Origin of the sequence: Klebsiella sp. K4 (assembly GCF_014596785.2) — a bacterium.
Taxonomy (GTDB): domain Bacteria; phylum Pseudomonadota; class Gammaproteobacteria; order Enterobacterales; family Enterobacteriaceae; genus Klebsiella; species Klebsiella pneumoniae.
In genome coordinates, this window is record NZ_CP115021.1 from 5178817 (window position 1) to 5202804 (window position 23988).

General features: G+C 57.9%; 20 protein-coding genes. 12 read left to right on the top strand and 8 right to left on the bottom strand.

Going from position 1 to position 23988, the window contains the following annotated elements; translation table 11 throughout:
• Positions 1–29: 29 nt before the first annotated feature.
• Positions 30–2681 (top strand): phosphoenolpyruvate carboxylase, encoded by a 2652-nt coding sequence (gene ppc, locus IB144_RS25470; RefSeq protein ID WP_004181636.1) that lies wholly within the window; start codon positions 30–32, stop codon positions 2679–2681.
• A gap of 43 nt (positions 2682–2724) precedes the next feature.
• Here ppc and zinT read toward each other — a convergent pair whose 3' ends face one another.
• Complete coding sequence (gene zinT, locus IB144_RS25475; RefSeq protein WP_004895133.1) at positions 2725–3375, bottom strand: metal-binding protein ZinT; 651 nt, start codon at positions 3373–3375, stop codon at positions 2725–2727.
• Between the two features lie 24 nt (positions 3376–3399).
• Between zinT and IB144_RS25480 the strand changes: the two genes are divergently transcribed.
• The 3 genes from IB144_RS25480 (at position 3400) to IB144_RS25490 (ending at position 6412) form a co-directional block, all read left to right on the top strand.
• Positions 3400–4386, top strand: coding sequence for an AraC family transcriptional regulator (locus tag IB144_RS25480; RefSeq protein ID WP_074177891.1), 987 nt, complete (start codon positions 3400–3402; stop codon positions 4384–4386).
• 205 nt (positions 4387–4591) lie between these two features.
• Positions 4592–5254 (top strand): fructose-6-phosphate aldolase, encoded by a 663-nt coding sequence (gene fsa, locus IB144_RS25485; protein ID WP_004146275.1) that lies wholly within the window; start codon positions 4592–4594, stop codon positions 5252–5254.
• 54 nt (positions 5255–5308) lie between these two features.
• Positions 5309–6412: a glycerol dehydrogenase gene (locus tag IB144_RS25490; RefSeq protein WP_004146274.1), complete on the top strand. Its 1104-nt coding sequence runs from the start codon at positions 5309–5311 to the stop codon at positions 6410–6412.
• A 63-nt stretch (positions 6413–6475) separates the two neighbouring features.
• Here the strand turns inward: IB144_RS25490 and IB144_RS25495 are convergent, their stop codons facing one another.
• The 3 genes from IB144_RS25495 to IB144_RS25505 form a co-directional block, all read right to left on the bottom strand.
• Positions 6476–7357: a DMT family transporter gene (locus IB144_RS25495; protein WP_004177983.1), complete on the bottom strand. Its 882-nt coding sequence runs from the start codon at positions 7355–7357 to the stop codon at positions 6476–6478.
• A gap of 143 nt (positions 7358–7500) precedes the next feature.
• The gene (metF, locus tag IB144_RS25500; RefSeq protein WP_002882952.1) at positions 7501–8388 is read right to left on the bottom strand and encodes a methylenetetrahydrofolate reductase; all 888 of its coding nucleotides are present in this window, start codon (positions 8386–8388) and stop codon (positions 7501–7503) included.
• A gap of 228 nt (positions 8389–8616) precedes the next feature.
• Entirely contained in the window at positions 8617–9525 is a 909-nt protein-coding gene (locus IB144_RS25505) for a LysR family transcriptional regulator (protein WP_004187294.1), read from the bottom strand.
• 91 nt (positions 9526–9616) lie between these two features.
• On the opposite strand from IB144_RS25505, the gene IB144_RS25510 reads away from it, so the two are divergent.
• Positions 9617–9988, top strand: a complete 372-nt coding sequence (locus IB144_RS25510) for a carboxymuconolactone decarboxylase family protein (protein WP_002882947.1) — start codon at positions 9617–9619, stop codon at positions 9986–9988.
• Positions 9989–10025: 37 nt separating this feature from the next.
• Here IB144_RS25510 and IB144_RS25515 read toward each other — a convergent pair whose 3' ends face one another.
• Positions 10026–11582, bottom strand: a complete 1557-nt coding sequence (locus tag IB144_RS25515; RefSeq protein ID WP_004177990.1) for a bifunctional UDP-sugar hydrolase/5'-nucleotidase — start codon at positions 11580–11582, stop codon at positions 10026–10028.
• Positions 11583–11720: 138 nt separating this feature from the next.
• Between IB144_RS25515 and IB144_RS25520 the strand changes: the two genes are divergently transcribed.
• Complete coding sequence (locus tag IB144_RS25520; RefSeq protein WP_046654798.1) at positions 11721–12857, top strand: IS1 family transposase; 1137 nt, start codon at positions 11721–11723, stop codon at positions 12855–12857.
• Here IB144_RS25520 and IB144_RS25525 read toward each other — a convergent pair.
• Together IB144_RS25525 and metB are read right to left on the bottom strand one after the other, a co-directional pair.
• On the bottom strand, positions 12832–15264 hold the full coding sequence (locus tag IB144_RS25525) for a bifunctional aspartate kinase/homoserine dehydrogenase II (protein WP_002882944.1): 2433 nt from the start codon (positions 15262–15264) through the stop codon (positions 12832–12834). The two genes, IB144_RS25520 and IB144_RS25525, sit on opposite strands and share 26 nt — an antisense overlap.
• A gap of 2 nt (positions 15265–15266) precedes the next feature.
• Positions 15267–16427 carry a cystathionine gamma-synthase gene (gene metB / locus IB144_RS25530; RefSeq protein WP_004150388.1) on the bottom strand — a complete coding sequence of 387 codons (1161 nt, stop codon included), beginning with the start codon at positions 16425–16427 and terminating at the stop codon, positions 15267–15269.
• Between the two features lie 267 nt (positions 16428–16694).
• On the opposite strand from metB, the gene metJ reads away from it, so the two are divergent.
• Complete coding sequence (gene metJ, locus IB144_RS25535; protein WP_002882924.1) at positions 16695–17012, top strand: met regulon transcriptional regulator MetJ; 318 nt, start codon at positions 16695–16697, stop codon at positions 17010–17012.
• A gap of 101 nt (positions 17013–17113) precedes the next feature.
• On the opposite strand, the gene rpmE is transcribed toward metJ, so the two are convergent.
• Positions 17114–17326 carry a 50S ribosomal protein L31 gene (rpmE, locus tag IB144_RS25540; protein WP_002882922.1) on the bottom strand — a complete coding sequence of 71 codons (213 nt, stop codon included), beginning with the start codon at positions 17324–17326 and terminating at the stop codon, positions 17114–17116.
• Between the two features lie 252 nt (positions 17327–17578).
• Between rpmE and priA the strand changes: the two genes are divergently transcribed.
• The 5 genes from priA (at position 17579) to hslU (ending at position 23981) form a co-directional block, all read left to right on the top strand.
• Positions 17579–19774, top strand: coding sequence for a primosomal protein N' (priA, locus tag IB144_RS25545; protein WP_049186483.1), 2196 nt, complete (start codon positions 17579–17581; stop codon positions 19772–19774).
• A gap of 150 nt (positions 19775–19924) precedes the next feature.
• A complete protein-coding gene (gene cytR / locus IB144_RS25550; RefSeq protein WP_002882921.1) occupies positions 19925–20953 on the top strand; it encodes a DNA-binding transcriptional regulator CytR in 1029 nt (342 codons plus the stop codon).
• A 93-nt stretch (positions 20954–21046) separates the two neighbouring features.
• Positions 21047–22015 (top strand): cell division protein FtsN, encoded by a 969-nt coding sequence (gene ftsN / locus IB144_RS25555; protein WP_071526720.1) that lies wholly within the window; start codon positions 21047–21049, stop codon positions 22013–22015.
• A 91-nt stretch (positions 22016–22106) separates the two neighbouring features.
• Entirely contained in the window at positions 22107–22637 is a 531-nt protein-coding gene (hslV, locus tag IB144_RS25560) for an ATP-dependent protease subunit HslV (protein ID WP_002882918.1), read from the top strand.
• A 9-nt stretch (positions 22638–22646) separates the two neighbouring features.
• The gene (gene hslU, locus IB144_RS25565; RefSeq protein WP_002882917.1) at positions 22647–23981 is read left to right on the top strand and encodes an HslU--HslV peptidase ATPase subunit; all 1335 of its coding nucleotides are present in this window, start codon (positions 22647–22649) and stop codon (positions 23979–23981) included.
• Positions 23982–23988: the final 7 nt, after the last annotated feature.

Sequence of the window (23988 nt, forward strand, 5' to 3'; positions counted from 1 at the left end):
ATAAAATGAGATGGGGTGTCTGGGGTAACATGAACGAACAATATTCCGCATTGCGTAGTAATGTCAGTATGCTCGGCAAGGTGCTGGGCGATACCATCAAGGATGCATTGGGAGAAAATATTCTTGATCGTGTCGAAACTATCCGTAAGTTGTCCAAATCTTCACGCGCCGGCAACGAAGCTAACCGCCAGGAGCTGCTGACCACGCTGCAGAATTTGTCAAACGACGAACTGCTGCCGGTGGCCCGTGCCTTCAGCCAGTTTCTGAATCTGGCCAACACCGCTGAGCAGTACCACAGCATTTCGGCCAATGGCGAAGCGGCCAGCAATCCGGAAGTCATTGCGCGTACCCTGAGAAAGCTCAAAGACCAACCCAATCTCAACGAAGAGACCATCAAACAAGCGGTGGAATCGCTGTCTCTGGAGCTGGTGTTAACCGCCCACCCGACCGAGATCACCCGCCGGACGCTGATCCATAAAATGGTGGAAGTGAACAACTGCCTTAAGCAGTTGGACAACAAAGATATCGCTGACTACGAGCACCATCAGCTAATGCGCCGTCTGCGCCAGCTGATCGCCCAGTCGTGGCATACCGATGAAATTCGTAAGCACCGCCCTTCCCCGGTCGATGAAGCCAAATGGGGCTTCGCGGTGGTGGAAAACAGCCTGTGGGAAGGGGTGCCTAACTATCTGCGCGAGCTGAACGAACAGCTGGAAGCCAACCTTGGCTATCAGCTGCCGGTGGACTTCGTCCCGGTGCGTTTCACCTCGTGGATGGGCGGCGACCGCGACGGCAACCCGAACGTGACTGCCGACATCACCCGCCACGTGCTGCTGCTCAGCCGCTGGAAAGCGACCGACCTGTTCCTCAAAGACGTGCAGGTGCTGATCTCCGAGCTGTCGATGGTGGAGTGTACCGACGAGCTGCGCGCTCTGGCTGGCGCCGAGGGCGCTCAGGAACCGTACCGTTATCTGATGAAAAAACTGCGCTCTCAGCTGATGGAGACCCAGGCCTGGCTGGAAGCGCGCCTGAAAGGTCAGAAGCTGCCGAAACCGGCGGGACTGATCACTCAGAACGAGCAGCTGTGGGAGCCGCTGTACGCCTGCTATAAATCGCTGCAGGCCTGCGGCATGGGCATTATCGCCAACGGCGAACTGCTCGACACCCTGCGCCGCGTGAAGTCTTTCGGCGTACCGCTGGTGCGTATTGATATTCGTCAGGAAAGCACCCGCCATACCGAAGCGCTGGGTGAAATGACCCGTTACCTCGGGATCGGCGACTACGAAAGCTGGTCGGAAGCCGACAAACAGGCTTTCCTGATCCGCGAACTGAATTCCAAACGTCCGCTGCTGCCGCGCCAGTGGGAGCCAAGCGAAGAGACGCGTGAAGTTCTCGACACCTGCAAGGTGATCGCCGAGGCGCCGCGCGGATCGATCGCCGCCTACGTGATCTCGATGGCGAAAACGCCGTCCGATGTGCTGGCGGTTCATCTCCTGCTGAAAGAAGCCGGGATTGGCTTTGCTCTGCCGGTGGCCCCGCTGTTCGAAACGCTGGATGACCTCAACAACGCCAACGACGTCATGACCCAGCTGCTGAATATCGACTGGTACCGCGGCTTTATCCAGGGCAAGCAGATGGTCATGATCGGCTACTCTGACTCCGCTAAAGATGCCGGCGTGATGGCCGCCTCCTGGGCGCAGTACCAGGCGCAGGACGCGCTGATCAAAACCTGCGAAAAAGCCGGTATTGAACTGACGCTGTTCCACGGTCGCGGCGGCTCTATCGGCCGCGGCGGCGCGCCGGCCCACGCCGCGCTGCTCTCGCAGCCGCCGGGAAGCCTGAAAGGCGGCCTGCGCGTTACCGAGCAGGGCGAGATGATCCGCTTTAAGTACGGCCTGCCGGAAGTCACCATCAGCAGCCTGTCGCTGTATACCAGCGCCATTCTGGAAGCCAACCTGCTGCCGCCGCCGGAGCCGAAAGCAGAATGGCGCGACATCATGGCCGAGCTGTCCGACGTGTCGTGCAAGATGTATCGCGGCTACGTGCGTGAAAACAAAGATTTCGTCCCTTACTTCCGCTCTGCGACCCCGGAGCAGGAGCTGGGCAAACTGCCGCTGGGTTCGCGTCCGGCAAAACGTCGTCCAACCGGCGGCGTCGAGTCGCTGCGCGCCATTCCGTGGATCTTCGCCTGGACCCAGAACCGCCTGATGCTGCCAGCCTGGCTGGGCGCTGGCGCTGCGCTGCAGAAGGTGGTCGAAGGTGGAAAACAGAGTGAACTGGAAGCCATGTGTCGCGACTGGCCGTTCTTCTCTACCCGCCTCGGCATGCTGGAGATGGTTTACTCGAAGGCCGACCTGTGGCTGGCGGAGTACTACGATCAGCGCCTGGTGAAGCCGGAGCTGTGGGCGCTGGGTTCCGAGCTGCGCAAGCTGCTGGCTGCCGATATCAACGTCGTGCTGGCCATCGCCAACGACTCCCATCTGATGGCCGACCTGCCGTGGATCGCCGAGTCTATCCAGCTGCGTAATATCTATACCGACCCGCTGAACGTCCTGCAGGCGGAACTGCTGCACCGTTCACGCCAGGCTGAAGAAGAGGGCAAGGACCCGGATCCGCGCGTTGAACAAGCGCTGATGGTCACCATCGCCGGCGTCGCCGCCGGTATGCGTAACACCGGTTAATCTATCTCTCCCCGGCCGCCCGGCCGGGGGTTTTCCGCCCGTTCTAGTGGTGCAGCATCTCATCAACGATCTGTTCTTTATGCAGCGCATACGGATAATAGGTCGGCCAGTTATCCATCTCTTTCAGCAACGCCTCCTGTGATTCATTGCCCATGAAAATATGGAAATGCTGTGATTTACGCGGGCCAATGATATGGTCGCTGAATTGCACAAATTTCGGCGCGTTGGCATCGCCCTGCTGGCACTCGAACAGATAACGCACGCCCTTCTTACCGGAGGTGTAATGCAGAATTTTATAGCCTGAATAGCGGTATTTGCAGCTATTGACGGTCTGGCCAACGTGGAACTCAATCACGTCATCTTCAATGCCAATCTGCTCCACATCGGTGGCGTAGCCCTTCTTATAATAGGCGCGATACTCCTCCACGCTCTTGCCGCCGGGCTTTTTCGCCTTCTGCTCCAGCACCGGATCGAGGTCGCCGTTGAGCAGATACGGGTTCACCGACTGCCAGACGCCCTCCCAGTCGCTCAGCGCGCGGTCCTGCACATCTTTATCCGCAAAAATGCCTTCGCTGGCCTGACGCTCCACTTCGGTTAACGCCGGGCCATGGCTATGGTTGCCGTGGGCGAACGCCTGGGCGCTGGCTAAAGCCATGCCGAATCCTAAGGCCAGCAGGGGGATCTTTCTGGTCATTACTCTCTCCTGAGTTTGCTATCAATGGCGACAAATTGTTACGATATAACATATCTTATCTGGGAGGCAAGAGCGACAGGCAAGCGCTTTTACCGCTGGAATAATGTCCGGTATGATGAAAAGGGTGATGCGCTGAACGGAAGAATGATGGACAACGATATCAATCAGCTTATTGATGCATTGCTAAAAAAGCAGACCAGCCTCGGCCGGGTTTATTTCGCCGGCGAGACGCGCTCGCCTGCTGAGCCGGTGGTGCAGGTGGATTTTCCCCGTCTGAATATTCTCCTTGATGGGCAGTTGCCCGACCAGGCCCTCGGCGATAACACCCCGCTCCTTGAGGCCCATGACGTGCTCTATATCCCTGGCGATAGCTGGAACTGCCCGCAGTGGCAAGCGCCTTGCCTGTTGTTAAGCATCCTGTTCGCTAAGCAGCAGCTGGAGTGCTCGCTGCAGCACTGGAATGGCAAGGCGATAACTGTTGTCGACAAGCGGCAGGCGCTGCGCCGCGGGCCGCGCGTCGGATCATTTCTGCTGCAGGCGCTCAATGAACTCCGGATGCAACCGCAGGAGCAGCAAACCGCCCGCAGCATCGTCGTCAGCCTGCTCAGCCACTGCCATGATCTTCTCGGCAGCCAGGCGCAAACCTCCTCGCGCAGCCAGGCGTTGTTTGAAGCGATCCGCCAATATATGGACATCCATTATGCGGAACCGCTGAGCCGGGAATCGGTGGCCCAGGCGTTCTACCTCTCTCCCAACTATCTTTCCCATCTGTTCCAGAAATGTGGGCCAATGGGCTTCAATGAATATCTAAACCATATTCGTCTCGAACAGGCCCGTATGCTGCTGAAGGGCCACGATATGAAAGTGAAAGACATCGCCCACGCCTGCGGCTTCGCCGACAGCAACTACTTCTGCCGCCTGTTCCGCAAAACTACGGAACGCTCGCCGTCTGAATACCGCCGCCAGTACCATAGCCAGCTGACGGAAAAAACATCCCCGGTAAAAAACTAGATTTTTGTGTGTTAAACCTGACTTTTGTGCGCGCTATAGTTACCTCCCATCCCAGCCAGCGCCGATAAATGTGATCTAAATCATCCTTAATCACGATGCGTACATTTATCCAGTTTTTGGCAAATTTGTCATCTGGCTATCCTTCGAACGAAAGCCGTATGCTTACCTCAACGACAGCACCGAATTAAGCATTGAGGAAAACACAATGGAACTCTATCTGGATACCGCCAACGTCGCCGAAGTGGAACGCCTGGCCCGCATCTTCCCGCTGGCCGGGGTAACCACCAACCCGAGCATTATCGCCGCCGGTAAAGTCCCGGTCTGGGATGTGCTGCCGCGCCTGCAAAAAGCCGTCGGTCCGGAGGGCACCCTCTTCGCGCAGACCATGAGCCGCGACGCGCAGGGCATGGTGGAAGAGGCCAAACGTCTGAGCAATGCCGTGCCGGGCATTGTGGTCAAAATCCCGGTCACCGCCGAAGGGCTCGCCGCTATCAAACTGCTGAAGAAAGAAGGCATCCCGACCCTTGGCACCGCCGTCTACAGCGCTTCGCAAGGCCTGCTGGCCGCGCTGGCCGGCGCAAAGTACGTCGCGCCTTACGTTAACCGCGTCGACGCCCAGGGCGGGGACGGCATCCGCATGGTGCAGGAGCTGCAATCCCTGCTGGAAATGCATGCGCCCGAGAGCAAAGTTCTGGCGGCAAGCTTCAAAACGCCACGCCAGGCGCTGGATTGTCTGCTGGCTGGCTGCGAAGCAATCACCCTTCCACTAGATGTAGCGCAACAAATGCTCGGCACCCCTGCGGTAGAGTCAGCCATAGAGAAGTTTGAACAGGACTGGAATAACGCCTTTGGCACGCTGAATCTGTAACCGGATCCGCGAGCCGCCTGCGGGCGGCGTCACGGTCATCGAGGAGGAATCGAAATGGATCGCATTATTCAATCACCAGGCAAATATATCCAGGGCGCAGGCGCCATCAAGCGCCTCGGCGACTATCTGAAACCGCTGGCCGAGCGCTGGCTGGTGGTCGGTGATAAGTTCGTCCTGGGGTTTGCGGAAGAGATGCTGCGTAAAAGCCTGGCCGACGCTGGCCTGGCGGCTGAAATCGCGCCGTTTGGCGGTGAGTGTTCGCATAATGAAATCAACCGTCTACGCGATATCGCCGGCAACGCGAAGTGCACCGCCGTGCTGGGGATCGGCGGTGGCAAAACCCTGGATACCGCGAAAGCGCTGGCCCACTTTATGAATGTGCCGGTGGCGATCGCCCCCACCATCGCCTCCACCGATGCACCGTGCAGCGCGCTGTCGGTGATATACACCGACGAAGGGGAATTCGACAGCTACCTGATGCTGCCGCGCAACCCCAACATGGTCATTGTCGATACGCAGATCGTTGCCGGCGCGCCGGCCCGCCTGCTGGCCGCCGGGATTGGCGATGCGCTGGCCACCTGGTTCGAAGCCCGCGCCTGCTCCCGTAGCGGCGCCACCACCATGGCGGGCGGGAAGTGCACCCAGGCGGCGCTGGCGCTGGCCGAGCTATGCTACAACACCTTACTCGAAGAGGGTGAAAAAGCGATGCTGGCCGCCGAACAGCACGTGGTCACCCCGGCGCTGGAGCGGGTGGTGGAAGCCAACACCTATCTGAGCGGCGTGGGTTTCGAAAGCGGTGGTCTCGCGGCGGCGCACGCGATTCATAACGGCATGACGGCCATCCCTGACGCCCATCACTATTATCACGGGGAAAAAGTGGCGTTCGGAACCCTGACGCAGCTGGTGCTGGAAAATGCGCCGGTGGACGAAATAGAGACCGTCGCCGCGCTGTGCCACAGCGTTGGGCTGCCGATCACCCTGGCGCAGCTGGATATCAAAGGTGATATCCCGACCAAAATGCGTCTGGTGGCGGAAGCCGCCTGCGCTGAAGGCGAAACCATTCACAATATGCCGGGCGGCGTTGATTCCGACCAGGTCTACGCCGCACTGCTGGTGGCCGACCAGTATGGTCAGCGCTTCCTGCAGGAATGGGAATAAACCAGAGCAAAACACCCGGCGTCAGCCGGGTGTTTTTTATGCATCTCTGCAGGCCGGAGCAGGCTATGCCCCTCGTCTCTTGATACTGATCATCGCCAACGCCAGTACTATCAACGCAATGCCACAACCTTCCACCTTTCCTGGATTTTCATGTAGTAGCCACCAGGAAAATAGCACGCCACAGACCGGTACGGCCAGCGTACTCAGACCGGCTATACTTGCCGGTAAATTACGCAGTACAAAAAGCCACAGACTCCAGGCCAGCGCCGTTGCAAGGATTGCGCTGTAAGCCAGGGCCCAGAAAACGTCGGGCTGCCAGTCTACCGCTCGTTGCGGGACGAGCCAGGCCACTACGCTCATTACTACGGCGGCATATAGCATCTGCCATGTCGTTAGCGCCAGCAAATCAACCTGCGGATACCGGGTATACATACGCTTCGCGACGATCGCACCTGCCCCCCAGCTCACGCCGGAGAGGATCGCCAGCAAGGCGCTTTTCAGGGAGGTAAAGTCGAGTTGCCAAGGCTGAAGTACGAGTATCAGGCCCACGCATGCCACCCCGATGGCGATATACTGCCATCGCCGCATGCGCTCACCTAAGAATAACGCGGCCATCACCACTACCCAGAATGGCATGGTATAACTCAGGATCGCCACTTTACCGGCGCCACCGCTCATTAGCGCCCACTGTGCCAGACCGACCATGCCGCAGGTTTGCAATAACGCGATCGCCAGGGTGTAGCCGAAAGGCGTCGGCTTGAGCGCTTTACCGCGGATCAACATCACTATCCATAGCACCACGGCGCCAAAAATACAGCGCAGCGCCGTGAAGTCAAAAGCGCCGATATAGCTCGTCACTTGCTTCATCGCGATCCAGCTAAAGCTCCAGATCAGCGTTAATAACGCCAACCCACCAAACGCCAGTGGATCGCTCTTCCTTGCCATTGCATAACCCATCCCTGTCAATTATCAGGCTGGCACTATACGCGCTTTATCTTCTGCTCTCCCCTGACCTGTATCAGCGTTTTGGGCAAAAAAAAGCGATGGCGAATACCGGCTTCGCCATCGCACTAAACGTTAATGAAAACTCAGGCCGGGCGTACGCCCAGCGTATGGCAGATGGCGTAGCTCATCTCGGCGCGGTTCAGGGTGTAGAAGTGGAAATCCTTGACCCCTTCCCGGCTTAAGATCTTCACCATGTCCATGGCGATATTCGCCCCCACCAGTTGACGGGTTTCGGCGTCGTTATCCAGCCCTTCGAACATTTTTGACATCCACACCGGGATACGGACGTTGGTCATATCCGCAAACTTTTTCGCCTGTTTAAAGTTGGAGACCGGCAGGATACCGGGAATGATTTCCACGTCGATGCCTGCCGAGACGCAGCGATCGCGAAAACGCAGGTAGCTTTCCACATCGAAGAAGAACTGGGTGATCGCGCGGTTGGCCCCTGCTTCTACTTTGCGCTTCAGGTTCAGTAAATCCGCCTGCGCGCTTTTCGCCTCCGGATGCACTTCCGGATACGCGGCGACAGAGATATCAAAATCGCCTACCTCTTTCAGCAACGTCACCAGATCGGCGGCGTACATATCCGGTTTACCGCTGCCCGGCGGCAGGTCGCCGCGCAGGGCGACGATATGGCGGATACCGTTGTTCCAGTAATCCTGAGCGATAGTGCGCAACTCATCGCGGCTGGCATCGATACAGGTCAGGTGCGGCGCTGCTTCCAGACCGGTTCGCTCTTTAATGCCTTTGATGATGCTGTGGGTGCGATCGCGCTCGCCAGAGTTCGCGCCATAGGTTACCGAAACAAACTTCGGTTTCAGACTGCTCAGGCGATCGATGGATTTCCACAGGGTTTGCTCCATTTCACTGGTGCGCGGCGGAAAGAATTCAAAAGACACATTAATCTGGCCCTGGACTTCCGCCAGGCTCTGATTCAGGGCTTCCCGCTGATTGGCGTGAAAAAAGCTCATACCTTACCTCATCAATCGCATGTAATGGCTGTTATATTGCGAACTTCTATACGTTTAGACGTCCAGATGTAAAAATGACGGAAAAGCGCGCGGGCGTCAATAGAAAAATCTGCGTAAAGAGTGAGGAATAGGTCACCTACTTGAAAAAAGTTCATCTTCCGATCACCTGACCACGCAAAGGAAGCGGCTCGGTGGGCAATATAAGGTGGCTCGCGAGTCAGCCTGAGACTAGCCAGTCGCCAGAATGCCATCCAGCAGAGAAAGCCATTGCTGCACGGACTCTGCCTGGTGAGGCGGATAAATCACCCCAAGGCTTAACGGCATCGCGTCGCCCTCAGCCACCGGGCAGAACGCCACCCCCTGACGCTGAATCGCGGAAAAGGACGCCGGCAGCAGGATCATGCCTTCCCCGCGCGCAATACGCGCCAGCAGCACATCATGCTCGGCCGGTTCTTCCACATACGTCGGGGCATAGCCAGCCCGGTCGAAAATGCGGCGCGTGTAGTCAAAGAAACCAGGATTACGCTCGCGTTTAAACCAGAACAGCGGCCGATGATTGAGCGCGCTTAACGTCAGCCCTGGCCTGGCGGCTTCCGGCCAGGAGGCCGGTAATGCCGCAATGAGCGGCTCATGATACGGCAATGGGTGCAGGTGCAGCCCTTCAGTATTGAGCGGCAACGCGACCAGCGCCGCATCGAGTTTGCCTTTGCGTACCTGCTGAGCCAGCGCCGGTGAGGCGTGGCGGGTGATATGCAACGCGCGGGTATGTTCGCTCAGCGCAGCCTCAACGGCGGCGAAAATGCCCTGTTCGAAGGCCGTCGTCACGCCCAGACGTAGAGCCTGCGGCGAGTGGGCCGCGAGCTCACTCAATGCCGCCAGCGTGCGTTCCTGGAGCGCCAGCAGAGGCTGAATCATCTCCAGCACCTCTCTACCCGCGTCGGTCAGGATCAGGCCTTTGCTATGGCGCTGAAACAGCGTCACCCCCAGCTGCGCTTCCAGATGGCGGATATGGCGGGTCAGCGGCGGCTGCGAGATAAATAACCGCTGCGCCGCCCGGCTGATGTTATTTTCCTCCGCTACCACGGCAAAGGCGCGCAGCAGGCGAATATCCAGGGAATGTAATCGCGAAGTTGTCATACTGAAAAGGTATCACGAAAAGGGTATTACTCAAGTCCGGCACACTTCCCTACCCTTCCTCTTAACGCACCATCACAGAGAGGAAAAAACGATGTCCAGCGAACGTTATATCATCGGTCAGGAAATGCTTCAGCGGGTGGATGGTAAGGGCGGGGAAGCCGTCGTCGACAGCCTGCGGGATATCGCCCCCGATTTCGCCCGCTATCTGATTGAGTTCCCCTTCGGCGATATTTACGCCAGGCCAGGGCTCGATTTACGCAGCCGGGAAATCGCCACCATCGCCGCGCTCACGGCGTTGGGTAACGCCGAGCCACAGCTGAAAGTACACATTGCCGCGGGATTAAACGTCGGCCTGACGCAAGAGGAGATTACGGAAGCGATCATGCAGATGGCAGTCTATGCCGGATTCCCGGCGGCCCTCAACGGCCTGTTTGCCGCCAGGGCGGTATTTGCGGCCCACTGATCGCTTAAGGCCGGGCTGACTGCCCGGCCTTAAAAACTTATTTCTTCACATCGACAACGCGCTGCCCGTTAAGCTGCTCATCCGTTATCTTTTGCCCGGCTTTGAAATAGTCTACGACCGCATTTGAAACGTAATAGCCGCCGGAGGTATTACGCGCCTGCCCCTCGGTAAACGCGACAAAACCATCGCCGCCATCTGCAAGGAAGCTGTTGGTGGCAATATGGTAAACCGTCGTATCGTCAATCGGTTTACCGTTTAGCCTGAATAACACAACGCGCTGGCCCACAGGTTTGCTGCTGTCATACTTCATTTCCAGTCCCCGGGAGACCTGCAGCACGCCGTTGCTCAACCCGGCGCCATGCTCCATCAGGCTACGCAACTGCTTCCCGGTTAGATCCATGGTGACCAGCTCGTTGGGAAACGGGAAGGTGCTGATAACGGCGCCCATGCTCACCGCCCCGGCGGGGATCTCATTCCGGATCCCGCCCGAGTTGGTTAACGCCATCTGCGTACTCCTACCTGCTGCCAACAGCAAGGCGTCAGCGGCAAGATTGCCCAACGGCGAAGAGATGCCATACGCACGGGTCAGTTCAACGGGCGATTGTGTAATGACCTGCTGCACCAGTTGGTCAAGTTGCTTATTCCAGCCGTCGATGACCTGTTTTGTCTGCGGATCAGGCTTCCACTCATCGGCATAAAGCGTCTTCAGCTCAAAGTGCTTCACCGTGAATTGGTGCGGTTTCTCCTGATAATCCAGCACCAGTTTACCCACATCGATGCCGCCGCTATCGGTAGAAAGAATCAACGTATTACCCACTTTAATGGGCTCCGGTGTGCCAACGTGAGCATGGCCGGTAATTAAAACGTCCAGGCCTTTCACCTGACCCGCAGTCTGAATATCTTTATCCAGCGCACGACGCACATCGGTTCCCCCCTGGCTCGACTGACGCGCCGGGACGCCTTCATGGATCAGGGCCACGGTCAGATCCACTTTACCGTTAAGTTCATCGATATAATGCTGTAGCCATTTCACCTCATCGCGCGCTTCGATACCCACTCGCGTCGCGGCAGAAACGGTGTCATTAAAAGCAAACACGCCGTGCAGGCCAATCACGCCAATTTTCACGCCATCTTTTTCGATAATGGTATAGGGCTTATCCCAGAACGATTTATCGCTGTTCTGATAAAAAATATTGCCCTGAACAATCGGGAATGTCGCCTGGCTAAGCTGAAGCAACGTATTATCCCAGCCGTGATCGAACTCATGATTACCGATAGTCACCGCATCGTAGGACATCGTATTCATAATATCGATTATCGCTTTGCCCTTCGTCAGGCTACTGATATAAGGCCCGGTAAAATAATCCCCGGCATCAAAAAACCAGGTCGCGTTATTTTTCGCTTTTTCCTGTTTCACCATCGTCGTGATATTCGCCCAACCACCAATATCTCGTTTACCATCCGCTATCCATGGCACTTTATAAGGTTCGACATGGGCATGAAGATCGTTGGTATAAATGATGGTGACATCTTTGGCGCAGGCCCAGAAAGGCAAAGTTAACAGAAGTGCTGCGCTCATTGTTTTTAGTTTCATCGGAGTTCCTTTCAGAGTGATAAAGAACCGCTAAGTTACGTTCTGAAAGACTTTTTTATGTGAGAGCATTCACAGTTGTATGCAACCTGAGCAGGACAAAATTAACGACCTGTAAAAATCGTTGGTATTGACCTGCCAGTGGATACTCTCTTTACCATTAATGCCTGTAAAACTTTTGGCTGCCGCAATTTAGGTTTACCGTCTGCGGCTGAGTATCATTTCCCGAATTTTCGGCTGGGCTACCCGGCGCTCTACTGCGCAGCCTGCGGCAGCTATCCCCCCCTGTTTAACGAACGGGAATTCCGCCCCTGGCTGGCGGCTTATCTGACGGATCATGCCCGCCGCTACGGCTATTTTTGCCCGGTATGCTATCAGCGGGATATTATTCGCTACGGCCGCAATCCGCAGGGTACGCAACGCCTTCAGTGCCGCCACTGTAAAAAGGTCTGGACGCCAAAATTCCCACACATCGCCCCAATTGAAGCCCCACGACGTATTTGCAGCGTACCGTTGATAGCGCCATTCCAGGGTAATGCCGCCGGGCAAAAGCTCTATTTTTTATTAAGCTTTGATGCCGTGCGCGGTAATGTTATTCATCTTACCTCTAATTTCACTGCTTTCGCGGTAGGCGAATCATTACGCTATCACTGGCGCGGCGGACAAGCCGACAGGGAGGAGACTGACGATATTATTCAACGTATTTCTCTCACTGAAATGCGCTTTTTACAACGCAGTCAGTTCGATGAAATCCAGTACGGCAGCGCAATGCAAAAGCGCCATGCCCGCGGCAATATATTGCGCCCGGTTATCGCCGCGCACGGTCATTTCAAACTTCTCAGCCAGCGGTTTCCAGAGGTGAAAACGCACGTTATTGCGCATGAATGCTTTTTACGCGGCGCGGCGATCGTTGCCTGGGCGCCGCTTTTTCGTCAGCGGCAAGGCGATCTATGGTATGTGGAAGAAGAGATAAGGAACCCAGCCAGCCCGGCTCCGTGGCAGCTACAGGGGAAAACCCATCATGGCTGGTGGCAAAATTCATGGCAGCGTTGGACGCAGGAAGAGAATCAGAAAATGGTCTGCCGGCTTGCCGGCACTGCAGAAGAGAACGCCTTTCTACCAGACCTTGCGGCCAGCCGACGGTTTACAATATGGCTGAAAAACAGACCCGCGTTTGCGCAGAGCGCCCTGTATTCCGCAGGGCGCGTAACGCAAATAGTGGCCTCACTGGTTCAAGAGTATAACGCGACGCTTACAGCAGCTGCGCCAGGCGGTTAATATCCGACTGGATCGCCCCGGCGGTCACATCGCGCCCGGCGCCGGGCCCGCGGATCACCAGCGGGTTATCGCGATACCAGCGGCTTTCGATGGCAAACACGTTATCGCACGGCAGCAGCGCCGCCAGCGGGTGCTCTTCGCGTACCGCTTCCACACCGACGCGTGCTTTGCCGTTGGCATCAAAGCGCGCCACGTAGCGGAGCACCAGTCCCATCTCGCGGGCCGCTTCCAGACGCTGCAGCATCTGCTCGTTCAGCTCTTCGCCATTCTCAAAGAAGTGATCGACCGACCCCTCTTCACAGTGCGCCGGCACCAGTGATTCCACACGCACCTGATCCGGTTCGATGTCATAGCCCGCTTCCCGCGCGAGGATCACCAGCTTACGCATCACATCCTTACCGGACAGATCGACGCGCGGATCCGGCTCGGTCAGCCCCTGCTGCCACGCCTGATCCACCAGGTCGGTGAACGGCACGGTGCCATCAAACTGCAGGAACAGCCAGGAGAGCGTTCCCGAGAAGATACCGCTCAGGCCGAGAATAGTATCGCCGCTGTCGATCAGGTCGCGCACCGTATGGTTCACCGGCAAGCCGGCGCCCACGGTGGCGTTATATAGCCAGTGGCGCCCCGTCTTCTCAAACGCGTCGTGGATCTGACGATATTTATCACTGCTGCTGGCGCCCGCCAGCTTGTTGGCGCTAATGACGTGGAAGCCATGGCTGGCGAAATCAAGATACTGGTCGGCCAGCTGTTCGCTGGCGGTGACGTCCAGCACCACTAAATCATCATACGGGTGCGCGCGCATCCACAGGAACAGCGACTCTTCATCCTGCTCCACCGCTTCATCGTTGAAGAAAGCCAGCGCCCGGCTGGCATCCAGCCCGTCGTAATTCAGCAGGCTGCGTTTACTGTCGACTACGCCGGCGAGAATAAACTCGAAACCGGTACGCGCCGAGAGCGTAGTTTGTTCACGGGCGAAAAGCTCCAGCCAGCGGGAACCAATGTTCCCTTTGCCGAACAGCATCAGGCCAATACGCTTTTCGGCGCGAAACAAGGACTGATGCAGCCCCTGGATCAGGCTTTCCGTCGGCCCGGCGCGTAGCACCGCCACCAGGCTGATCCCCTCTTCAGACTGCCAGGTGAACTCCACCGGCTGCCCTTTGAGCTGCTGCCAGAAACGGTGGCAGTGCAGCGGGTTACGGGTGACTCCCGCGCCCACCATCGCCACCAGCGCCAGCTTCTGACGCAGACGCAGCTCGCCCGGCAGACCGGCTTCATCGAGCAATTTCAGCGCGCTGTCGGCCACCTCGGAGGTATAGCAGAACTGCAGCAGCTTACGGTCGGCATGGACGCCAACGGCTAACGGGCGCAGCTGGGCGCGTTTGAGCAGAGCGTCCAGCTCTTTATGCGCCAGTTTGAAATCGTGACCGGCCGGCACCTGGAACTCCACCAGGCAGACGTCGTCATGGCTGGTGACAATCCGTGCGCCGGTACCGGAGGCCAGCACGCGCTCAATGCGCGTGGAACCCTGTTCCGGCGTGTAGCTGCAGCGTAACTGCAGATCGATATCACTGGCGGAAACCGGCTGTAGCGTGCGGGCATGGAGCACCGGCGCGGCCAGGCGCGCCAGCTCGCTGGCTTCGTCCAGACGCAGCAGCGGCAGCAGGCAGGCGTCTTTCACCTTGCGCGGATCCGCGCTGTACACCCCGGCAACGTCGCTCCAGATAGTGACCCGGGAGGCGCCCGCCAGCGCGCCGATCTGGGTGGCAGAGTAGTCAGACCCGTTACGGCCCAGCAGGACGGTTTCGCCGGCCTGGTTGCGGGAGATAAAGCCGGTCACCACCAGACGTTTGTTAGGATGCTGCGCCATCAGCTGCTGCAGCAGCGGATAGGATAATCCTTCATCCACCTGCGGCTGCGCGGCGCGTTCCGCGCGCAGGAACGCGCGCGCGTCCAGCCAGGCGGCTTCCATACCCAGCTGGTTGAGAACCGCCGCCATCAGGCGCGCGGACCACACTTCCCCATGGCCGACCACTTCCGCATAGACCGCTTCGGAAACCCCGCCGTCCAGCAGACCAGCCAGACGCTCAAGATCGTGGATAAAGGCGGCTATCAACGTATCCGCCGCCGCAGGCTCCAGCAGACCGCCAATCAGCTCGGTGTGATAGCGGCGAAGCGACTGCTGAACCTGATGCGCAGCAAGGCGATCGCTCTGGCTAAGCTTAAGCCAGCTGATCAGCTGGTTGGTGGTGCTGCCAGCGGCGGAGACGACCATCATATCCCCCGCCTGCGAATACTCCTTCATGATCCCCGCGACGCGCAGGTAACATTTCGCATCCGCTAAACTACTCCCACCAAATTTGTGCAGCTGACGACCCTTCGCCCCTGCCTGCGCAATCACACTCATCTTTATTCCTCGTTTGCTGCCCGGAAGCCATTTTCCAGGTCGGCAATTAAATCTTCACCATCTTCAATACCGGTCGATATACGCAGGAGCGTTTCTGAAATTCCGGCGGCGGCACGCGCTTCAGGCGCCATGCCGGCATGCGTCATCGTTGCCGCATGGGAAATCAGGCTTTCAACGCCCCCCAGCGATTCCGCCAGTGTAAACAGCGACAGCCCGCTCAGAAAACGGCGCAGCGTCTGCTCGTCACCGTCAAGCTCGAAGCTTAACATTGCGCCAAAACCTTTTTGCTGACGCGCCGCAATTTCATGCCCCTGGTTTTCCGGCAGCGATGGATGATACAGCTTTTTCACCAGCGGCTGGGTTTTCAGATACTCAACGATCGCCAGGGCATTTCGCTGCGCCACTTCCATCCGTGGAGACAGCGTCCGCAGCCCGCGCAACAGCAGATAGCTGTCGAAGGCGCTGCCGGTGACGCCAATATTATTCGCCCACCATGCCAGTTCGGTGACAGTTGCCGGATCTTTGGCAATCACCACCCCGGCCACCACATCGGAGTGACCATTGAGGTATTTGGTACAGGAATGCAGCACCAGATCGGCGCCCAGCGCCAGCGGGTTTTGCAACGCCGGGCTCAGGAAGGTGTTGTCCACCACGCTAATTGCCCCGGCCTCACGCGCCAGACCACAGATTTTCGCAATATCCACCACCCGCAGCAATGGATTACTTGGGCTTTCCACCAACACCAGCTTCGGTTTTTCCGCCAGCGCCGCCCGCAGCGCCTGCTCATCGCTTTGATCGACAAACTGGACGCGATAGCAGCCGCGCTTCGCCAGGCTGTCGAACAGACGGTAGCTGCCGCCGTAGCAGTCGTGCGGCGCCACCAGCAGATCGCCCGGTTTAAGGAACACTGTCGTCACCAGCAGGATCGCCGACATTCCGGTATTGGTCAGCACCGCGCCGGCGCCGCCCTCCAGCTCCGCTAAGGCGCGCTGCACCACATCGCGCGTCGGATTGCCACGACGGGAGTAGTCGTGGGCGCGCGGTTCATTAAAGCCGGTGAAGTTATAGGTACTGGAGAGGTGAATCGGCGGGACAACGCAACCGTACTGCTCGTCGTCATTTAAACCGCTACGCACTGCGATGGTGGCCTGTTTACGCGTCATGTTGGGAAGTTCCTGGGCTGAATCGGTGAAAAGTCAGGCTCCAGAGTAATCATTGTCACAATAGACGTCAATACATCTGGACATCTAAACTTCTTTGCGTATAGATTGAGCAAAGTGCAAATAGCCGTTAAAATTATATGCATTAGCGCACGTCGTCGGCGGCTTATCTCATGTCAGAAAGCCCGCGCATACGGTAAACTACGCGCAATTATAGCCCGGGCGGAATATTCTGGCCCTTCACTAATAAACAGAGGATTAAGGTATCTCATGGCTGAATGGAGCGGCGAATATATCAGCCCATACGCTGAGCACGGTAAGAAGAGTGAACAAGTAAAGAAAATTACGGTTTCCATTCCTCTGAAGGTGTTAAAAATCCTCACCGATGAACGCACGCGTCGTCAGGTGAATAACCTGCGTCACGCGACCAACAGCGAGCTGCTGTGCGAAGCGTTTCTGCATGCCTTTACCGGACAACCGTTGCCTAACGATGAAGACCTGCGTAAAGAGCGCAGCGATGAGATCCCGGAAGCGGCGAAAGCGATTATGCGTGAACTGGGAATCGACCCGGATACGTGGGAATACTGAGACGATAAAAAGGGCGGAATAATCTTCCGCCCTTTTTTCTTTCCCGCCCAGGCAGGCGGGAGAGACAAAAAAGCCGCCCTGAGGCGGCTTCTTCTGGCAACTTACTTGCTGCCCGGGATGCTGAAGCGCTTGTTGAAGCGGTCAACACGGCCACCGGTAGCAACATCACGCTGTTTGCCGGTGAAGAACGGGTGGCATTTGCCGCACACGTCGAGGTTCAGATCGTGACCAACGGTGGAGCGGATTTTCATGACATTACCGCAAGAACAGGTAGCAGTAATTTCGTCGTAATTTGGGTGAATACCTTTTTTCATGGGAGAACCTCAGTTAAGGCCGCGTCGCTCTTCCAGCCCTAACGCCAGACACCACGCGATATTAGTAATTTCCCGTCGCCTTCTACGCTGCTGACAGCGTGAAGCACGCGGTAATGGTCAATCTTCAATGCGATATAAAGCGCATCAAAGGCGGCGAATCATACAGAATTTGACCAGCATATGCAAACTGATCCGCGCCGCCTTATCGTAATGTGTATACTATCCCGCCAGATTTCAAGTCAGGAAGATGACATGTCCGTCGCCCACGTTGCCCTACCCGTTCCGCTACCGCGCACTTTTGACTACCTGCTGCCTGAAGGCATGGCGGTCAAAGCGGGCTGTCGGGTGCGGGTGCCGTTCGGCAAACAGGAGCGGATCGGCATTGTCGCGGCGGTGAGCGAGCGCAGCGAACTGCCGCTGGATGAGCTAAAACCGGTCGCCGAAGCGCTGGACGACGAGCCGGTCTTCTCCACGACTGTCTGGCGACTGCTGATGTGGGCGGCTGAGTATTACCATCACCCGATCGGCGATGTGCTGTTCCATGCATTACCCGTTATGCTGCGCCAGGGCAAACCCGCCAGCGCCACGCCGCTGTGGTACTGGTTCGCCACCGAGCAGGGGCAGGTAGTCGACCTTAACAGCCTGAAACGCTCCCGGAAGCAGCAGCAGGCGCTGGCGGCGCTGCGCCAGGGCAAAATCTGGCGTCATCAGGTTGGCGAACTGGAATTCAATGAAGCGGCGCTGCAGGCGCTGCGCGGCAAAGGGCTGGCGGAGCTGGCCTGCGAAGCGCCCGCCCTCACCGACTGGCGCAGCGCGTATTCGGTTGCCGGCGAACGCCTGCGCCTGAATACCGAGCAGGCCACCGCCGTCGGGGCGATCCATAGCGCCGCCGATCGTTTCTCCGCCTGGCTGCTGGCGGGTATTACCGGCTCCGGGAAAACGGAAGTCTATTTGAGCGTGCTGGAGAATGTGCTGGCGCAGGGGCGCCAGGCGCTGGTGATGGTGCCGGAGATCGGCCTGACGCCGCAAACCATCGCCCGATTTCGCCAGCGCTTTAACGCGCCGGTGGAAGTGCTGCACTCCGGGCTCAATGACAGCGAACGTCTCTCGGCCTGGCTGAAGGCGAAAAATGGCGAAGCGGCCATTGTGATCGGCACCCGCTCCTCGCTGTTTACCCCATTTAAAGATCTCGGCGTCATCGTCATCGACGAAGAGCATGACAGCTCCTACAAGCAGCAGGAAGGCTGGCGCTACCATGCCCGCGACCTGGCGGTATGGCGCGCCCACAGCGAGCAGATCCCGATAATTCTCGGCTCGGCGACGCCGGCGCTGGAGACTCTGCATAACGTCCGCCAGGGTAAATACCGCCAGTTAACCTTAAGCAAACGCGCGGGCAATGCGCGCCCGGCCCAGCAGCACGTGCTCGATCTTAAAGGGCAACCGCTGCAGGCGGGCCTGTCTCCCGCGCTGATTAGCCGTATGCGCCAGCACCTGCAAGCGGATAACCAGGTGATCCTGTTTCTTAACCGCCGCGGCTTTGCGCCAGCGCTGCTGTGCCACGATTGCGGCTGGATAGCGGAATGCCCGCGCTGCGACAGTTACTATACGTTGCACCAGGCGCAGCACCATCTGCGCTGCCACCATTGCGACAGCCAGCGCCCAATCCCGCGCCAGTGTCCTTCCTGCGGCTCCACGCATCTGGTGCCGGTAGGGATCGGCACCGAGCAGCTGGAGCAGGCCCTGGCGCCGCTGTTCCCTGAGGTGCCTATCTCGCGTATCGACCGCGATACCACCAGCCGCAAAGGAGCGCTGGAGGAGCATCTCGCCGCCGTCCATCGCGGCGGGGCGCGTATTCTGATTGGCACCCAAATGCTGGCCAAAGGGCACCACTTCCCGGACGTCACCCTCGTCTCCCTACTGGATGTCGACGGGGCGCTGTTTTCCGCTGATTTCCGCTCCGCAGAGCGTTTCGCTCAGCTTTATACCCAGGTCTCCGGACGAGCGGGCCGGGCAGGAAAACAGGGCGAGGTCATTCTTCAAACCCACCATCCGGAACACCCTCTACTGCAGACCCTGCTGTATAAAGGCTACGACGCCTTTGCCGAACAGGCGCTGGCAGAGCGGCGGACGATGCAGCTGCCGCCGTGGACCAGCCATGTGCTGATTCGTGCGGAAGACCATAACAACCAGCAGGCGCCGCTGTTTTTACAACAGCTGCGCAATCTGCTGCAGGCCAGCCCGCTGGCCGACGAAAAGCTATGGATGCTCGGTCCGGTTCCGGCGCTGGCGCCAAAGCGCGGCGGCCGCTGGCGCTGGCAAATATTGCTGCAGCATCCTTCGCGGGTGCGTCTGCAACATATCGTTAGCGGTACGCTGGCGCTGATCAATACGCTTCCGGAGGCGAGAAAAGTGAAGTGGGTGCTGGATGTCGATCCGATTGAAGGATAAGCCTTCTCTTGCGAGCCGGATCGAAAAATTTAACAAGCATCACGTTTTTCATGAAAATTCTGTAACTCACTGCCGCGACTATCTGATAAAAATGATGCAGCAGTTAGCGCCCAAGGGAAATGCCAGCGCCATTCAGCGAGGAGAAACCAGGTGAAGCCCAAAAAACAAGTGGTTGCCGCCACCATGAAAGACGTCGCCCTCAAGGCAAACGTTTCCACGGCAACCGTGTCCCGAGCGTTGATGAACCCTGATAAGGTGTCGCAAGCCACCCGTAACCGGGTCGAGCAGGCGGCGCTGGAAGTCGGCTATTTACCGCAGTCGCTCGGACGCAATATGAAGCGCAACGAATCGCGGACGATCCTCGTGATCGTCCCGGATATCTGCGATCCCTTCTTTAGTGAAGTGATCCGCGGTATTGAAGTCACTGCCGCCGAGCACGGCTATCTGGTGTTAATCGGCGATTGCGCCCACCAGAATCAGAAAGAAAAAACCTTTATCGACCTTATCATCACCAAGCAGATCGACGGCATGGTGCTGCTCAGCTCGCGCCTGCCGTTTGACGCCAGCGTGGAAGAGCAGCGCAATTTGCCGCCAATGGTCATGTCGAATGAGTTTGCGCCGGAGCTGGAGCTGCCCACCGTCCATATCGATAACCTGACGGCGGCCTTTAACGCGGTAAATTATCTCCACGAGCTGGGACATCAGCGTATCGGCTGTATCGCCGGCCCGGAAGATATGCCGTTGTGCCATTATCGCCTGCAGGGTTATGTGCAGGCGCTGCGCCGCAGCGGTATCACCGTCGATCCGCACTATATTGCTCGCGGCAACTTTACCTTCGAAGCCGGGGCCAATGCGCTGGAGCAGCTCCTGGCGCAGCCGGTGCCGCCCACGGCGGTCTTTTGCCATAGCGATGTGATGGCGCTGGGCGCCTTATCGCTGGCAAAACGTCGCGGTCTGAAAGTGCCGGACGACCTGTCAATTGTCGGCTTCGATAACATCGCGTTGTCTGAATTTTGCGATCCGCCGTTGACCACGGTTTCACAGCCACGGTTTGATATCGGCCGTGAAGGAATGCTGCTATTACTGGAGCAAATGCAGGGGCATAACGTGAACAGCGGCTCGCGTCTGCTCGATTGCGAACTGATTGTTCGCGGCAGTACGCAAAAAATCAGACGATAACCATCAGGCTTTCGGGCCTGCTCTTCTGGTCAAAGGCCCGCCGCTTAAGTAACATGGCGGGCTGACGAACGAATATAAGACAGCGAAACGATAGTGGCACAACGAGATTATGTACGCCGCAGCCAACCGGCTTCTTCGCGGCGCAAAAAGAGCACGACCCGAAGCTCAAGGAATAAGCAAAGCAGCCTTCCGGCGATTTCACCGGCGATGGTGGCGATCGCGGCGGCTGTGCTGGTGGCCTTTATCGGTGGCCTCTATTTCATTACGCATCATAAGAAAGAAGAAGCGGAAGCGATGCAAAATCGCCAGGCCGCCGGCAACGGCTTGCCGCCCAAACCGGAAGAGCGCTGGCGCTATATTAAAGAGCTGGAAAGCCGCCAGCCTGGCGTCCGCGCGCCGACCGAACCGACCGCCGGTGGCGAAGTCATGAAACCGGAACAGCTGACCGACGAGCAGCGCCAGCTGCTCGCCCAGATGCAGGCCGATATGCGCCAGCAGCCGACCCAGCTGACCGAAGTGCCGTGGAACGAACAAACGCCGGCGCAGCGCCAGCAGACGCTTCAGCGTCAGCGTTTAGCGCAGCAACAGCAGCAGGCGCAGCAGCAACAGTGGGCGCAGACTCAGGCGCAGACCGTCCAACAGCAGCCGCCGCGCGTTCAGCAGCCGAAGCCGGTTCAGCAGCAACAGCCGAAGCAGACCGTGTCAAACCAGCAGCCGTACCAGGATCTGCTGCAGACGCCAGCGCATACCAATACCACGCAGCCGCGTACCCAGGCCGCGGCGCCGGTAACTCGGGTGGAAGAAGCGCCGAAAACCACCGCCGAGAAGAAAGACGATCGTAGCTGGATGATCCAGTGCGGCTCTTTTAAAGGCGCCGAGCAGGCCGAAACCGTCCGCGCTCAGCTGGCTTTCGAAGGGTTTGCTTCGCACATTACCACTAACAACGGCTGGAACCGCGTGGTTATTGGCCCGTTGAAAGGCAAAGAAAGCGCCAACGAGATGATCACCCGCCTGAAGATGGCTGGACACGCGAACTGCATTCGTCTCGCCGCCAGGGGTTGAAACCCTCAAAATCCCCCCCATCTATAATTGCATTCGGCCCCGCGGACAGCGCGGGGCCCCTGTTCCGCTTTTGCAACCAAGGGGTCTGCTCGTGACTACAATTGTAAGTGTTCGCCGTAACGGCCATGTTGTTATTGCCGGTGATGGCCAGGCCACGCTGGGCAACACCGTGATGAAGGGCAATGTGAAGAAAGTGCGTCGTCTGTACAACGACAAAGTGATTGCCGGTTTCGCTGGCGGCACCGCCGACGCCTTCACGCTGTTCGAACTGTTTGAACGTAAACTGGAAATGCACCAGGGCCATCTGGTGAAGGCCGCCGTTGAGCTGGCCAAAGACTGGCGAACTGACCGGATGTTGCGCAAACTGGAAGCGCTGCTGGCCGTCGCGGACGAAAACGCGTCGCTTATCATCACCGGTAACGGTGACGTGGTACAGCCGGAAAACGATTTGATTGCTATCGGCTCCGGCGGTCCTTACGCCCAGGCCGCGGCCCGCGCGCTGTTGGAAAATACCGATATGGGCGCGCGCGACATTGCCGAGAAAGCGTTGGATATTGCAGGTGATATCTGCATCTATACCAACCATTTCCACACCATCGAAGAATTACCTTCTAAAGCGTAAGGATCTCCCATGTCTGAAATGACCCCACGCGAAATTGTCAGCGAACTGGACAAACACATTATCGGTCAGGACGCCGCCAAGCGTTCTGTTGCTATCGCCCTGCGTAACCGCTGGCGTCGGATGCAGCTTAACGAAGAGCTGCGTCATGAAGTCACGCCGAAAAACATTCTGATGATCGGCCCAACCGGTGTCGGTAAAACCGAAATCGCCCGTCGTCTGGCAAAACTGGCTAACGCGCCGTTTATCAAAGTTGAAGCGACGAAGTTCACCGAAGTGGGCTATGTCGGTAAAGAAGTGGACTCCATCATCCGCGATTTGACCGATGCGGCGATCAAAATGGTTCGCATGCAGTCCATCGATAAGAACCGTTACCGCGCGGAAGAGCTGGCGGAAGAGCGCGTGCTTGACGTGCTGATCCCACCGGCGAAGAACAACTGGGGCCAGACTGAGCCGTCGCAGGAACCGTCTGCAGCGCGCCAGGCGTTCCGTAAAAAACTGCGTGAAGGCCAGCTGGACGATAAAGAGATTGAAATCGATCTCGCTGCGGCGCCGATGGGCGTTGAAATCATGTCCCCTCCGGGCATGGAAGAGATGACCAGCCAGCTGCAGTCTATGTTCCAGAACCTCGGCGGCCAGAAGCAGAAACCGCGTAAGCTGAAAATCAAAGACGCGATGAAGCTTCTGATTGAAGAAGAAGCGGCCAAACTGGTCAATCCGGAAGAGCTGAAGCAGGAAGCCATCGACGCTGTAGAGCAGCACGGTATCGTCTTTATCGACGAAATCGACAAAATCTGTAAGCGCGGCGGCAACACCTCCGGCCCGGACGTCTCCCGCGAAGGCGTACAGCGCGACCTGCTGCCGCTGGTGGAAGGCTGCACCGTCTCCACCAAACATGGGATGGTCAAGACCGACCACATCCTGTTTATCGCCTCCGGCGCATTCCAGGTGGCCAGCCCATCCGATCTGATCCCGGAACTGCAGGGGCGTCTGCCGATCCGCGTTGAGCTGAAGGCGCTGACCACCCACGACTTCGAGCGCATCCTGACCGAGCCGAATGCCTCCATCACCGTGCAGTACAAGGCGCTGATGGCGACCGAAGGGGTGAACATCGAATTCACCGAAGACGGCATCAAGCGCATCGCCCAGGCCGCATGGCAGGTAAACGAAACCACCGAGAACATCGGTGCGCGTCGCCTGCACACCGTGCTGGAGCGTCTGGTGGAAGATATTTCCTATGATGCCAGCGAGATGAACGGCCAGACCGTCACTATCGATGCCGAATATGTGAGTAAACACCTGGATGTTCTGGTGGCAGATGAAGATCTGAGCCGTTTTATCCTATAATCCGGTG

Coding starts and splice junctions, on each gene's coding strand:
- ppc (WP_004181636.1), top strand. CDS start 30: ATGAACGAACAATATTCCGCATTGCGTAGTAATGTCAGTATGCTCGGC.
- zinT (WP_004895133.1), bottom strand. CDS start 3,375: ATGACCAGAAAGATCCCCCTGCTGGCCTTAGGATTCGGCATGGCTTTA.
- IB144_RS25480 (WP_074177891.1), top strand. CDS start 3,400: ATGGCGACAAATTGTTACGATATAACATATCTTATCTGGGAGGCAAGA.
- fsa (WP_004146275.1), top strand. CDS start 4,592: ATGGAACTCTATCTGGATACCGCCAACGTCGCCGAAGTGGAACGCCTG.
- IB144_RS25490 (WP_004146274.1), top strand. CDS start 5,309: ATGGATCGCATTATTCAATCACCAGGCAAATATATCCAGGGCGCAGGC.
- IB144_RS25495 (WP_004177983.1), bottom strand. CDS start 7,357: ATGGCAAGGAAGAGCGATCCACTGGCGTTTGGTGGGTTGGCGTTATTA.
- metF (WP_002882952.1), bottom strand. CDS start 8,388: ATGAGCTTTTTTCACGCCAATCAGCGGGAAGCCCTGAATCAGAGCCTG.
- IB144_RS25505 (WP_004187294.1), bottom strand. CDS start 9,525: ATGACAACTTCGCGATTACATTCCCTGGATATTCGCCTGCTGCGCGCC.
- IB144_RS25510 (WP_002882947.1), top strand. CDS start 9,617: ATGTCCAGCGAACGTTATATCATCGGTCAGGAAATGCTTCAGCGGGTG.
- IB144_RS25515 (WP_004177990.1), bottom strand. CDS start 11,582: ATGAAACTAAAAACAATGAGCGCAGCACTTCTGTTAACTTTGCCTTTC.
- IB144_RS25525 (WP_002882944.1), bottom strand. CDS start 15,264: ATGAGTGTGATTGCGCAGGCAGGGGCGAAGGGTCGTCAGCTGCACAAA.
- metB (WP_004150388.1), bottom strand. CDS start 16,427: ATGACGCGTAAACAGGCCACCATCGCAGTGCGTAGCGGTTTAAATGAC.
- metJ (WP_002882924.1), top strand. CDS start 16,695: ATGGCTGAATGGAGCGGCGAATATATCAGCCCATACGCTGAGCACGGT.
- rpmE (WP_002882922.1), bottom strand. CDS start 17,326: ATGAAAAAAGGTATTCACCCAAATTACGACGAAATTACTGCTACCTGT.
- priA (WP_049186483.1), top strand. CDS start 17,579: ATGTCCGTCGCCCACGTTGCCCTACCCGTTCCGCTACCGCGCACTTTT.
- hslU (WP_002882917.1), top strand. CDS start 22,647: ATGTCTGAAATGACCCCACGCGAAATTGTCAGCGAACTGGACAAACAC.